Raw genomic sequence first — 14,921 nt, forward strand, 5'->3', positions numbered from 1 at the left:
ATTCTCACAACTATTTATTAAATTTGGTGAAAGAATCCTTCAGGAAAATAGAGGATTTTGAGAGGCGTTAATTTTGGAATGACACAGTTCGCGTTACACTCCCTTAAAAGGGGCTTGTTATTTATTCCCTTTGGAAAGAAATCTACTGCAGGAATATTTAGCATGGAAATTTATCTTAGTTGCACTCATAAAAATGATAACGTTTTTTATTTTTAATGCATTTCCTTATTATTTATTTTGGAAAGTATCAATAATTATACCTTCACATTTTTGTATTTCTTGCACACCTACCGACTCTCTGAAAACAACATTTCTACGGTAAAATAGAAACATAAAAGAGCTGTTTCAAATTGAAGCAGCTCTTAAATCCGTTTTCATTTATAAATTTTATAAAGCAGAAATCATATCTGGGGACAATAAAGAAGCGGATTCTTTATCTAAATAGAAATGACATGAGGCATGTTTTTGTAGAATACTGGCAGGGTAAGTATTACTTATTTCATTCTCAACACTGTCCTTAACAGCCTGTGCTTTTCTTTTATCGGGAACGGAACAAATAATGTGTTTTGATTTCATAATTTGTCTTATCCCCATACTTATTGCTTGAGAAGGCACATCATCTATAGTTTTAAACCATCCCTCACCAAGTTGTTGTAATCTGCATTTTTCATCTAAATCGACAACTAAATATGCTTTTTCTGTATCAAAATCTGCAGGGGGGTCATTAAATGCCAGGTGCCCATTTTCTCCAATACCCACCAAAGCCACATCTATAGGATGCTTGAATATTAGACTTTCTAACCTTTCGCATTCCTCTTCCGAATGGTTTTCTCCATTAACCAGATGAGCTGCTTTTAATGGAGATACTTTTTCAAGGAACCGTTCTTTAAGGTACTTCCTAAAACTAGCCTTATGAGTTTCTGGCATTCCAATATACTCATCCAAATGAAACATAGTAACTTTACTCCAGTCTACTTCTTCTGATATTAACTGGTTTAAAGTTTCAAACTGGCTAGCTCCAGTAGCAAGGATAATATTCGCTTCTCCTTTTTCTTTAATTGCAGTGTTGATAAGATTCGCTGCCTCTTTACCAGCTACCTTTCCTAAGTCAACACTATTGTTTTCAATAGTGATTTTCATTGATAATTATTAAATTTTTAAACAAAAGACTACCCTATCAGATCTTTTCCTAGATCGATTTTCAATATTTCTCAAGAATTATTAGGTTTTCATTTAAGGCTATTTGCCTCTAAGTTTTGTAGTGCCTCCCTTCTCTAAACTCAGATTAAGTGGCACATTTGTTTTCCAGTTCCCCCGGGTAAAATCAGGAATATCCACAGAACCGGATCTATTCTTTAACGAAGCAGCACTTAAAGGCATAATTGAACTCCATGCAGCCGCATCATATACATCTTGATCTAATGGCAATCCATTCCGAATACAATCGATAGTTCTCCAGTCCATTAAAAAATCCATACCTCCATGTCCACCTATAGACTGAGCTATTTCTCCCATTTTACGAACTATATCAGGAGTATATCTATCTTCCACCTCTTTCATCTCCTTTTCATTAAAAAATCTATTGTGACTTATAGCTATTCTACCCGGAAGTGGATATTTCTGAGCAAATCCCTTCGTCCCACTTATTAAATGTATTCTGGAATATGGTCTTGGTGAAGTAACATCATGCTGTAACATAATAGTTTTTCCATTTTTTGTCCTTATAGTTGAGGTATTCATATTCCCTCTGAAAGGTTTACCTACATACTCTTTAAAAAAATCATCCTTTGCAGCCATTTCTTCTGCTTTATTCCCCAACATGAAATCATTAGTTGACATAGAAACCATATAATCAAATTGATCTCCTCTATTGATATTCATTATTTGACAGATGGGTCCTAAACCATGAGTAGGATATAAATTACCATTTCTAGAAGCATTTTCTTTCAATCTCCACATATTAGAATCGTACTTCTTGCGTGAAAAATTCCCTTCATATAAATCATGTATATAGGCACCCTCCCCATGTATAATCTCTCCAAAGAAACCTTGTCTAGCCATATTTAAGGTAAGTAGTTCAAAAAAATCATAGCAGCAGTTTTCCAACATCATACAGTGCTTTTTTGTTCTTTCCGAAGTCTCCACTAACTGCCAACTTTCTTCTATACTAGTTGCTGCAGGAACCTCTACACACACATGTTTACCTTGCTCCATGGCATAAACAGCCATTGGGGTATGCAAAGCCCACGGAGTCGCTACGTATATTAAATCTATATCATTACGATCACAAAGATTCTTCCAATCATCTGCACTCTTTGTATATGATACTGGTCTATTGTATTTACTATCTAATTTTGATTTTGCTTCTTCTACTCTTGATGGCACTATATCACTAAGCCCCTGTATAGTAACTCCATCTATTTTACTTAGTCTAGCAACAAATCCCTTACCTCTATTACCTATTCCTATAATTCCAACTCTTACATTATCCATTTTAGGAGCTGTATAATTACACATATTAAATCTAGCTGCACCTTCCTTCTTCAGAGGATTACCATGATTTATATCTAAAACTGGATTTGCATAAGTATTGATTCTTGCTCCTATCAGAGATAAGCTAGCTAAGCCACCCCATTTTAAAAATGATCTTCTATTGGCACTCATATTGGTTATTTTTATAGTCTATTAAGCAGGTATTATGTTAGTTGATATTAGAAATAATATTCTTCTTTTATTAAAAATTAATTTTATTCCCTATTTCCTTTTCTACTATTTTTTTTCCCTCTAATTCAAATAGTGTTCTCTCTTCACCTGTTTCGAAGACCTTAATCAAAGCTGAATAAGAAAACTCTTCACCTTTTATTTTCTTTGGAGCGATTCTCAAGTAATGCTTATTATCATATTCTCTGTTCCAAAAAGAATTTTTCATCCCTATACCTTCATAAACCTCTGGGTATATAATAGCAATTCCAATTTGTTCTGTAGGATTATTGATTAGACAAAACTGAAAATCTTTCTTTAACGTAAATGATTTATCGGATAAAAACTCTCCCTTCTCAATCACTTTTTTATTATCTCCGACAATCCAATTAGTAGTGCTTTTGGGGAAAATATGCATAAATACATACATAAAATCTACATTTGAATAGTCATCAGATACTGCTTGAAATTTATAATCCTGCATTACCCCATTGTTACTTACCGTAATTTTAGAATCATGCAGATAATATAGTCCTCCAATTTCTGATATAAATTTGCTCTTTTTATGAATTATATAACTATCTCCTTCTGTTATTTTCATTCCTTCCTGTACCGGATAAACCCCTATAACTTTCTTTTTCTTATCCAATACAATTACCTCTATACTTTCTATTTTTTCCTTTCTATGTCCGGTTCCTAAAAACTTATCTACACCTTCAGGCGTTTTTATTTCATGCAGTACCGATTGTTGTGCGCCAGAGGTAGCATTAACTTTTTTCCCTTTATAAGTTATATCTCTAAATGTCCAACTCATGCGTTCTGCAAATCGAATTTTATAATCTCCTGCAGTTACTAAAAGAGCCACGCCTTCTGTAAATTTAGGCTTGTATTCAACCATATTTTGGGCATAGGTAGTCAATGTAAATACATTGATAAAAAGTAATAAATAAAAGAAGTTTCTTGTCATGTTTTATTTTATGTATTAGTATTTTAATCTTCTTATTTTTATATCTTTGAAATACACTAAATCTCCGTGATCTTGAAGAGAAATACACCCTGAATTAACATTAGCTAAGTCAGAATATTGATTAAACTTATTCTTGGCCAATTTCTCCAGGTAATCGGGACTTCCTATCTCATAACTTACAATTTTCTTTCCATTGAGCCAATGCTCTATATGTCTATTTTTTTTTACAATCTTGATTGTATTCCAATCATATACAGCAAATTTTTTCTTCTTATTGGTTGGATAAAAAGAATATACAGCCCCTGTGAGCCCTTCTGGTGTTTTATACTCTGCCGGTGCAGGGTAATCTATGTCATCTATCAACTGATACTCTATACCAACCATCATTTGATTTCCTTTTTTATCTTTTAGAGGATTAACCAGATATTTCACCCCTGTATTGGCCCTATTTGTGAGTTTAAAAGATAAAATCAACTCAAAGTTTTCATATTTCTCTTTAGTATTTATATCTCTACCAGTGCCTTTACCTTTATCATTTGGCTTAAGAGATAAAACTCCTTCTTTAACCTCCCAACTATCAGATCTGACCTCTTTACCCGAATTCGTCTGCCATTTGTCTAGATCTTTTCCGTCAAACAATATCTCCCAATTATTTTTAATTTGTGACAATACTATTGTCGCGTCAGATATCATAAAAATTATTATAACAAATACTGAAAAGCATTTAGCTATTTTATTCATATCGGAGTGTATTTTAAAATTGATTATTTGCTTCTTCGTATTTCCAAAACTATACATTTTGAAATGGTAACTTATATAAATAGCTGACTAAATCTATGGAAACGTTCTCGAAATAAAACCTCTTTTTAACTGATGTATTTTATTTATTATTCTAATAACTATTTCCTATCTTAAGATTCTAATTAAGAAACTTTTTATTAAGCTTACTCCTCCTAAACATTATGAAACGTAGAAATATCACCATTAAAGACCTTGCAAGAATATTGAATATTTCTGTATCTACAGTTTCCAGAGCTCTGCGTGACACCTACGATGTTAATCAGGAAACGAGACAAAAAGTGGTAAATCTTGCTAATGAATTAAATTACAAACCAAATTTCAACGCTACCGGCCTAGCCAAAGGGAGCACCCATAATTTAGGTATAGTTTTGCCCTTCATTACAAACTATTATTTTTCCACGGTTATTACGGGAATACAAGAGGTTGCTTATAATTCAGGATATAATATCACATTATATGTAACCAACGATTCTCATCAAAGAGAGTTACAAATTCTTGAGGATCTCACTATTTCTAATCTCGATGGTTTATTGATATGTGCATCTTCCGACTCTAATTCATCTGAATATTTTGAAAATATTATAAGTGATGGAGTCCCTATTGTTTTCTTTGATAGGGTTATAGATACTATAGATACTTCAAAAGTCATGCAAGATGATTATAATGGTGCGTTTGAAGCTGTTGAACATCTCATAGAACGAGGTTATACAAAAATAGCCCATATAGCAGGACCTAAGGGACTTACCTTTACCGAAAAACGTCTTAATGGATATAAAGAAGCACTGATTAAAAATAACTTACCAATAACTGAAGAGTGGATTATCCATTCAGAATTTTCACAAGAATCTGGGGAAAAAGATATGGACTGGCTTTTGCAGCAAAACAATATGCCTGATGCGATATTTGCTGTAAATGATAGAAAAGCCATTGGAGCTATGCAATCCCTAAAAAAACATAAAATAATCATTGGAAAAGACATAGGCATTATCGGTTTTACAAACGACCCCATGTCCTCTATCATTACACCTGGTCTAACCACTATAGCTGAACCAGCTTACGAAATTGGTAAGCTCAGTTGCGAATTATTGATCAAGCATATAACAAAAACCTATTTTCATGCAGAAGAAAAAATACTTCCAGGCAAACTAATAATCAGAGAGTCTACTATACGAAGTTAAACAGCAAGGCTTAAAATAGAAAGAATGCTAATAGACAATTATAGCATTCTTTTTTTCTAGAAAACGAATATTACGTTATATAAACCTATTATGATTAAATAACTATAATTTAGTCCTAATCATCTATATTATCAACTATTAAAAATCTAGACACTCCTACTGTAGCCTCCATTTTAAATGATTTTCCTCGCTGTAAAAGGACTTCCTTAGTATCAAAATCAATTACTCTTGAATTATAAGGTAAGTTTACTTCAATCTCATCTCCGTTTTTAACAAAATGAATACCGAGGAGCTTTCCATTAAACTCTACATTCCCTACACCAGACTCCACAAAACAATGTGCTCCTGCTTTTTTCGCCAAATTGTTTAATATTCTCCCATCTAAACTACCTAACATACCGAAATGAACACTTGTCCATATTGGAAATTCTTTAGCTGCAATAGCAATTTTATTATCTTCATATAGTGCTAAAGGAATTACACCATCTCCTTCTTTAATTTCGAATCGTGGAATATTTAATGGACTTCTAGGCACTGTAGGGCCTCTTCCCATAGCAGCAGCAATTGCATTTAAAGTTCCTATTCTACCTTCTACATCTTTCATGTACGGATTACTATTGATTGCTTTTAAAACAGGCCATTCAGTTATGTTTTTAGAAAGAACATCCATCTTAGTTAACTGACTAACATATTTATCAGAAAACTTGCCGTCTCCAATATATCCAGAAGCATAATTCCAAACCAATACCTTACCATCCTTTTGCAGCTTTCTTTCTATCTCTTGTCTTTGTTCTTCAGAAAGTTTCCAAGCGTCTTTAAAGATATAAAGCTTATATTTTTGAAGATCTGGGTTATTTAAAATATCAGCTAAATAATAGTTATCGAAAGTAAACCCAGCTTCTGCAACATTAAAATAGGTATGCCCATCTAATGTTAATCCATTATTAGTATTTATAATTCTACGTTCCCATTGTAAAGATTCGTCCACAAAAACAACAGCTACATCCGATCTATAGCTTACATCGGTTTCTAACTCATATTTACGATATAGATTTCCCCCTTCTTTAACCGTTTTTAGCATCTCGGGGTCTTTAAAATGACTTCTTCCAATATCATACATCCAAAACCCCATTCCCTGACCAAACATTTGCATAAATTCTTTACGAAATGCAATTTTAAAATCATCAGCACCTTCTGTACTGCTTAGTCTTTGGGCATAAAGTTCATCTGTTGAATTTCTAGTCCATGTTCTAAAATCAAATTCTTTAAACAGCATTTTACCGTGTTCTCTATAAGAATTCATGGCTACATTACGCATACCACCAATATAGCCTGGCAATCTTCTTGCATAAGTAGGTTGCCCTACCAGTATATCCAGATTTTTTGAGTTGAAGAAAATATTTTGTACTCCCTGTCCTCTTCCTCCACCCATTACCCAAGTCATTCCAATAACAGGTGTTTCCATATACTTTTTAAAAGCTTCAGCCATACGATCACGTATAATCATACCTTGTTCTGACTGAAAACGGGTATGATCTATATAACGTTGATCTGTTTCTGGATTGTAAAACAGAGACGAAAAAACACTACCTCTTTTAGAATAATCCGGAATTTCTGCATTTGCTAAAGAAACAGATTTATCATTCCATCTTTTTCTAAGCTCTTCATCAGTTTTATATAAGTCCTGTAACCAAACTCTAAAAGCTTGCTTTGCAATTGGAGAATAACATGGCCTGCCACTCGTATTAAATTGCCCATCATGCCCCCCGGATATATGACATCCAATCACTTTATTTGCATATGGTTTTGTTTTTAATTCGTTTACAAATAACCTTACTACTTCCTGTGCATCAGAAATTGCTTTTTCACTAAAAGGAGAAGGCCACCATTTAAAATTCCCCCCTGAAGGCAGTGCATCGGCAAATCCTATAAACAATTGTTGAGATGTCATCCCATAACCACGTTGTCCTTTAATATTTTGCCAAGTATGATCTGGATTTTGTTCTATCCAATCTGGTGGCCAAGATGTATTGATATTTAAAATGATATTTGTGTTAGGTGCATTAGCTATGGCATATTCTAAACGCTCGAAAGTTACCGAGAAGTCGTATTTACCTACAGATGGCCAAACTGCTCTATCAGTAAATTCCTTATCCCTATTTAACATGTCCAAACTCACCACCTGCATATTTATACCTCCAATACTCTCCATTAAAGCATAATCTGCAAATTGCCCTGTTGGTCCTAATACATGATGCATAGCAGGAACAACTGCTTTATCATTAAATGTTAATCTAACCTTGTCTCCTACTTTCTTTAATTTTGCATTTTTTAATTCTACTGGTTCACTTAACACTACTCTATTGGTTTCATTAAACTGAGACTCAACTGGAAAGAAATTCAAACTAACATTAGTAGCCGGAACAGTAACATCATCCACATAAATTGTACCCGCATTACCTCTAAAAATAAAGCCTATATAATATTCTTTTGTTTCTTTAGGTTCAATATATGCTAATCTTTTACTCCACTTCCTTTCTGCCATGTTTCTCATAAAAGTTTGTGCCTCGCCAGAATACTTATCATCACCAACCGTAATATTCCCTTCTTTATCTTCAAAAACTATTTGAAAGGTAGAACTCATTGGAACATCATCAGCTCTAAAGTATATTCTTACCAAACACTTCTCTTTAGCTGTAAGCTTTATTGTCTGATTAGTTCTAACATATAACTCTCCATCATGAGATTCTTTCACCAATTTAAGACTTCCAGAACCGGGTGTTCTACTTTGACTATTATACTCAATTTTACCTTTAGCACCATTTTTAACCAGCTCCCATTCTTTAGTAACTACTTTATTTTTAAACTCTGGGTCTTTTAATAAAGATGTTGAATTCACCACAGGGCTTGGATTTAAAACTTGACTAATAGATTTATAAATCTTAATAGTCTCTGCTCCTAAGCCAATAGTGTCTTTTGGATCTGAAGATGACCTAAGTGCCATAATTGCTTCTGCTTTCCCTCTAACCGAAGGTGCATTTTGAACTCTATATTTTAAAACTGCTTTTCCTTTATCCCCTAGTTTTAATAATGCAAATGCAGCCGAAGCCCGGGTAACCTCGTCTTTAGTATCTGCAAAGTTCAGATCCCATTTCATGGTATCAACAACAGAATCTAAATTTTTAGTTAATGCTAAAATTGTTTCTTTACTGGTATCATTAGCAGCAGCTAATGCCGAAGCAGCAAATTTTCTTAACAAATAATCATCATCTATTAAAAAAGACCTCAATTGTCTTAGATCTGCGTTTGTTGCTTTTTTATCAGAAATAACCTGCTTACATAGTTTTAGTTTTTTTTCTACAGAATCTTGGGCAAAGATATTCATCTGCAAAAGCAAAAAACAGGTGCTTAGAAATAAACTCCTCATCTATATATTTATAATATCGTGTATAATTGATTTATTAACAAAATGCTTTTCAAGAATCCCTCTCACGAGGATTAATATGGAATTAAAGCCCTCGTAACTGCCAAACCTTTAATTTTTAAAGGTGATTAATATGTAATCGAAATAAAAATCCCATTAGTATAAATACTTCTATTGTATTCTCACTAATGGGATAAAAAATTCAAACTTTAGTCGAAATATTCGTAAGCCATGTTATCAAAATAAGTAGGCTCAAAAAGATACGGAGAACGTTTAACTACATATTTTCCTTCAAAGTTTTTATTACCATTTACATAAAGTGATTCTGATTCTTTATTTAAGATTGGCTTATTTAAAAAATCTTTATCTTCAAAAGTTTCGAAAAATGCTAATGCCTTAGAACGACGATTATAAATTTTCTTCCAGGCATTTTCTGGATCGGTTACTTTTCCTGATCCTCTTTCTAAATTTATACCTAAAGGAATAAATCTTCCTATGTGAGCATATTTATTATCAACCAAGCGCATAAACAACATGGTGGCTCTTCTTACTTCACCAGCAGTACTACCATTTACTTTAATTGTTTTTGAACCTTTATCGATAGTTACACCAGTTGCTACCTTAGTTTTAGCTACTCTAAAATCTAATTTCCATCCTCCGAAAGAAGCAGGTATATTTTCCGGTGAATTATAAAAAGGAGCGTCCACTAAATTTCCTTCAATGCCATCCTCTTCATCGTACTGATTTAAGAAAAGATTGAGCTGATTAGCTGTACCTTTTTCATAAGAAGTATTACCAGATAATAGAACGAAATTAGTTTTTCCCCCATCAATCAATTTCACCTCACTCCATTGCTCTGATGAGAAGTTTAAAACTGTGTTTTGCAAAGTTGCTTCAATTTGATTTTTCCCTTTAGCCACACTCACAATAAAATCTTGACCTATAGCTACATCTTTACCATTTACTTTTACACTTTTAACACTGTAATAACCTACGGGGACAACGAGCTTGAGTTTTCCATTTTGGGTTAGATTTGCATTAATTTCTACTTTAATTGTTAAACCATCTCCACTCCACGAAGACTTTAAGCTTGATGATTCTGTTCCTATCAATGCTGCAATTGGCTTAACTGCAAACACATCATGTGCTTCAACTTTTACATCTTTTAAACTTGATATCTCTTGGGTTATTTTTTGATTTAATTCGCCCCCAAAATAAGGTGCCCAAATAAATTGTCCATCGGTTTTAAAATACTGATTAAATACTTCTACATCAGAAGTCACCTTATCAACGGAACTATTCCCTATAATCAAAATATCTTTACCATCATCCCCTCCTCTTATTCCCCATAATGGATCTCTAGCTTTAATAGCAGCAACAGTTTTTCTACCATTTATTAAGCTTTCTACTAAAATAGGATTGGTCTCGAAATTATACAGCTTCCCATGTATAGTCATTGGATCTAAATAATAACCTGCAGTTAAAGCCGACAACATCAATCTCCTAAAACCAAAACGGTAATAATCTCTTAAAGTGGCGGGAGTAAAATCTGTAATTTTAAATCTGGAACCAATATCATCTAATCCATAAGAAGACAATAATGTCATTGGTTTTTCTCCTAACATATTTCTGCCTACTTCTAAACCTATTTGTAGACCTCCTAAACTGTAGAACCATTCTCCAGATTCAATTGCATTTGCAGAAGAATAGGCACTTGTGGAATACGAAATTCCACCGTAATCAGACCACATTGTTCTAGCTTTACCTTTAAAAGTAATACTATCCATTAATTTATAGCGATTACTTACACCTACAGAAGCCACCAAATATTCGCCTCTATCTACAGAAAATGCTCTACCAGGCTGACCTTTAACGAATTTATCATTAAACCTATAAGAGGTCCATTGTGATAAATCATTTGTGATACCTGTAGAATATTTACCGGCCAATTTTAACATTCCAACCATATCTTCTTTTAACATTTCACCAAAAGGATTATTCGCCTCATTCACATAAATAAAGCCTGGTAGATAATACTGACCTGCGGTAAGAGGATCGTCTTTAAAATCTACTCCTGGTAACACTTCCCTTACAATAAACGCTGCTGTAGAATTTGGATTATCATGGGTACGCATTAACGTATAATAATTATCGTAAGAATCTTTATTTCTATTGAAATAGTTCTTTCTCTGATTTTCAATAGTTTTATTAATACGTTCGCTGTTAGCTGCATGCTTATAACTCGGATCATCTTTTAAGTCTTCTCTACCCCAAAATCTTTCTCTCCCTAAATAATCTCCTTTGGTATGATAAGGCAAATGCCCCCATTGATTACCAGAATAAATTTGTCTTGAAATTTCTGGAGTATATGTAAACCTAAAATGCTGACTTGTTCCCATGTAACTATATTTAGAAACATCAGGACGTTGTTTATAAAGTTTTGGAAAAGCATCTTGATAAGCTGCCAAAGCATCTTTAACACCAAAGGTTCCTGAAGATTTTACCAAAATAAACCTTAGCTTTTGTTTTTCGTTTTTTTCCAGCACTACCTGAGTTCCTTGTCTAATCAAAGCTGCTTGTCCATTTCTTGCGGGCATCCACTCTCCTACTAACGCACTTACCAAACAACTAGGATCTAAACCTACACCAATTCCTTCGTTACCGTTAGAAACAGCTACAAACGGTATAGAATAAACATATTCGTCTCTACGTCTAGGGATGTCTAACTTTGTTTGTTCCCAAGACATATCGAAAAAATCTTTGGGTTTGAAAGCTATTGGCAAACCTAATAAAGCCTCTAACTCTTGTTTCTGGTTTCCTTTATTAAGGAACTCTAAATCCCAAAAAACTTCCCCGTTTTTACCTTCCGAAATTTTATTCACAATAGAAATATCTCCTTGCCATAATTGCTCAAAAAACAAAGTACCTACATTGTCTTTAATCACACCTATTATTTTTGGGGTTAATAAAGGCTTACGCTCTGTACCTTGCCAAATTTGTAACCCTGTTGATGCAGATCCAATGTCCTCATTAATATTTCCGTTAGAAATCTTTGTTAATACACCTGTTTTCTCATCAAGAGATATCTCCCAGTTTTTTAACTTAAACACTTTTGCTGTCGTTGAAATTAAAGCACCAGATAGAGGTTTATTACGTAAATATTTTTTTTTTGACAATGCTTGCTCTTCTGCTACTCCAGGAAAAGCTGTTGCTGGTCTGCTTCCGTTCCAGTCTGGCTCAAAAGACTTCCCATACCTAGGAGCATCGTAAATTTTAAATTCATCTAATATTACACCAGTAATATTTACCGCTCTATTTGGTTGAGAAACCAGGGCCAATCCATCATCATTTAGAGCTTGTGTTTTTAACAAACGTCCATCTAAATATAAACTAATTCCTTCTGGCGACCACTGCATAGCAAAATGCACCCATTGATTAGGGGTGATTCTTTTGAAACCGACAATTTTCGTCAAATCAATATTTCCTTCTATATGCTCTCCTTTTAAACTCACCAGATACCACCTTAGTTTACCATTAGACATTCTAACAAAAGGCTGATAGTTTTTAGTTATCTTTCCATTAGTTATTTCGGGTGTTAATGGTTGATGTGCTAAAAAACCTAGAATTTCTGATTCGGAGTTGGTTAGCCCAGACAAGAAAAACTCCAGTGTCCCCTGCCTGTAATTCACATTACCACGAGGCCAAAAAAGAAATTGCATCATATGAGGGAGATAGCTATTTTCTATTCTCCAGAAGTCTTTCTCTAATCCATGATTACGCAAATCAACCGCACTTTCTTTATAGCCTTTTATAAGTTTATAACCTCCGCCACCAAATCTATCCCATCCATTTGCATAATCTGCTCTATTAGCATATTTATCAAAACTCGCGTAAAGGAGTAAGCTATCATTTAAACTAGAGCTCTCGGCCCTTATTACCAGTGAAATGATAAAAATTATCAATCCAAATAATTTAAGAATCTTCATGTATAAATTAATATTATTAGCTAAAAACAGGCTATTTCGGCCAATCATTACAGATTATTTTTTTAGATTAAATCTTGTCTTAGTACCCGTAATCCTGTGTTAATTTAGGATTAACATTTCTTGCCGTTTGCGGTATAGGCAACAATTCATTCTTGTTGGCTTCAAAAAATGGAGCATACCCCTCTACTACGGCAGCTGTAATTGAACTAATCCAACCAACATTTGCATATCCGCTAGGTAAAGATCCTGAAGGTGTCGCTGCATAAAAAGAGCTTGCACTATGCCATATCAATTCAAATGAGTTATTCATATATCTCATATTTGACGGTTTCTCCGTTGTCTTATATGGAGTCGTTTTATCTCTCATTTTTATTAATTCCTCTCGGGTCTCTTCTATTTTAGCCGCCAATTTATTCCATCTAATTAAATCATACTTTCTTATCCCTTCTCCTGAAAATTCTAAAAGACGTTCTTTTTCTATAGATTCCTGAAAATCGATCTCATTTGTTGGTGTAGCACCTATACCCGTTGCATCTCCTCCGTATGCTCTTGTTCGCACTTCCTCAAACACACGTACAGCATCAGCTGTAGGTCCTTCATGGAGAGCATTTTCCGTTTCTGCCAACATTAAAAGAACATCCGAAAACCTAATAATTGGCCAATTTATTCCTGTACTTAATGTTCCTGAGTTTAATGCCGGATTTGTCCAGTCAATCCTAAACTTTCCTATAGGCAAAGTGGACAGGGGTCGTCCTATCCTCACTGATGTTATAAAATTTGTTTGATAAGGCGCTGCTGTAACATCTCTTCTTTGATCTTCTTCTTCAAAAGCATAAAATGTCGATGGTGTCAAAAAGATTTGTGCTGCCCCTCCCAATGAAATCATGCCTGGATACTGATATCTTGGACCATCAAAATAACCTAACATACCTGCGTTATTGACACTAAAACCTATTTCAAAAATCACTTCTCCATTAGGCTCTATCTTATAAGAAGTCAAAGTTTTAAAAACACCTTCAAAAGATGGATTTAACGTATGTTTATCTCTACGTAAATCCAAATCCTTACACTCTTGATTGGCTATTCTGTAGTAATCTTTCCAGTTAGAAACTCTTTCCATAACTCTGCTTTTCCTTAGGGAATATCCACCTGCATACAGTGCTATTCTTGCTCTTAATGCTTTGGCTGCCCCTTTGGTTATACGTTCATTAACATCTATTCCCGCATCATTCCTCCATGGCAATAATTCTGAGGCCTGTGCTAAATCTTTAATGATTCTATCATATATAATTTGTCTGTCTGTTTTCTCCAGAAATAAATCAGTTTGTTCACTGGCAGGAGTAAAAGATGCCGGTACATCCCCCCAATTACGTATCAAGTCAAAGTAAAACAATGCTCGTAATGTTAATGCCTCTCCCAAAAGTCGTTTTAAACCCTCTTGCTGCTGTATAGAACCTGAAGTATACATAGACATTAATGGTATTTCCCTTATGCATACATTGGCCCTATCTATCCCCACATAAAGTCCATCAAAAGTAGGTCCTAACTGAGTATTTGATGGTCTTAAATCATACCTATGAATAGATCTCATTGCATTATCTAATGCTCCGTTATAATTAGCCATAACGTCATCGGCAGTATATGGAAAAAACCTTATAGGTCCATTCTGATAAATTAATAATTGACTATAAATTCCTATTACTGCTGCTTCTGCACCACTAATAGTACTAAACACATATTCTTCATCTAATTTAGCAGAAGGTTTTATATCTAAATAGTGTTTACAAGCGGTGAAATTGATTAAGCCTGCAAACATAAATAGACTTATAATAAAAAAACATCTTACCTTTTTCATGTTCAATTAA

8 protein-coding genes are annotated in these 14,921 nt (G+C 33.9%); 1 reads left to right on the plus strand and 7 read right to left on the minus strand.

Translation table 11 applies throughout. The features are described from left to right. Positions 1-387 precede the first annotated feature (387 nt). The 4 genes from ACFSAH_RS15460 to ACFSAH_RS15475 all read right to left on the minus strand — a co-directional run bounded on the left by ACFSAH_RS15460 (position 388) and on the right by ACFSAH_RS15475 (position 4,360). Entirely contained in the window at positions 388-1,140 is a 753-nt protein-coding gene (locus ACFSAH_RS15460) for a glucosamine-6-phosphate deaminase (protein WP_379663643.1), read from the minus strand. A 99-nt stretch (positions 1,141-1,239) separates the two neighbouring features. After that, complete coding sequence (locus tag ACFSAH_RS15465) at positions 1,240-2,664, minus strand: Gfo/Idh/MocA family protein (protein WP_379663644.1); 1,425 nt, start codon at positions 2,662-2,664, stop codon at positions 1,240-1,242. Positions 2,665-2,734: 70 nt separating this feature from the next. Next, the gene (locus ACFSAH_RS15470) at positions 2,735-3,667 is read right to left on the minus strand and encodes a hypothetical protein (protein ID WP_379663645.1); all 933 of its coding nucleotides are present in this window, start codon (positions 3,665-3,667) and stop codon (positions 2,735-2,737) included. Positions 3,668-3,682: 15 nt separating this feature from the next. Next, positions 3,683-4,360, minus strand: coding sequence for a 3-keto-disaccharide hydrolase (locus tag ACFSAH_RS15475; RefSeq protein ID WP_379663646.1), 678 nt, complete (start codon positions 4,358-4,360; stop codon positions 3,683-3,685). Positions 4,361-4,629: 269 nt separating this feature from the next. On the opposite strand from ACFSAH_RS15475, the gene ACFSAH_RS15480 reads away from it, so the two are divergent. Continuing rightward, positions 4,630-5,646, plus strand: a complete 1,017-nt coding sequence (locus ACFSAH_RS15480; protein ID WP_379663647.1) for a LacI family DNA-binding transcriptional regulator — start codon at positions 4,630-4,632, stop codon at positions 5,644-5,646. Between the two features lie 115 nt (positions 5,647-5,761). Here the strand turns inward: ACFSAH_RS15480 and ACFSAH_RS15485 are convergent, their stop codons facing one another. From ACFSAH_RS15485 to ACFSAH_RS15495, 3 genes are all read right to left on the minus strand, one after another. Further along, positions 5,762-9,031: a beta-galactosidase gene (locus tag ACFSAH_RS15485; protein WP_379663648.1), complete on the minus strand. Its 3,270-nt coding sequence runs from the start codon at positions 9,029-9,031 to the stop codon at positions 5,762-5,764. A gap of 248 nt (positions 9,032-9,279) precedes the next feature. Beyond that, positions 9,280-13,056: a hypothetical protein gene (locus ACFSAH_RS15490; protein WP_379663649.1), complete on the minus strand. Its 3,777-nt coding sequence runs from the start codon at positions 13,054-13,056 to the stop codon at positions 9,280-9,282. A gap of 79 nt (positions 13,057-13,135) precedes the next feature. After that, positions 13,136-14,911 carry a RagB/SusD family nutrient uptake outer membrane protein gene (locus tag ACFSAH_RS15495; protein ID WP_379663650.1) on the minus strand — a complete coding sequence of 592 codons (1,776 nt, stop codon included), beginning with the start codon at positions 14,909-14,911 and terminating at the stop codon, positions 13,136-13,138. Positions 14,912-14,921 lie beyond the last annotated feature (10 nt).

This window comes from Pseudopedobacter beijingensis (genome assembly GCF_042678145.1).
GTDB classification, from domain to species: domain Bacteria; phylum Bacteroidota; class Bacteroidia; order Sphingobacteriales; family Sphingobacteriaceae; genus Pseudopedobacter; species Pseudopedobacter beijingensis.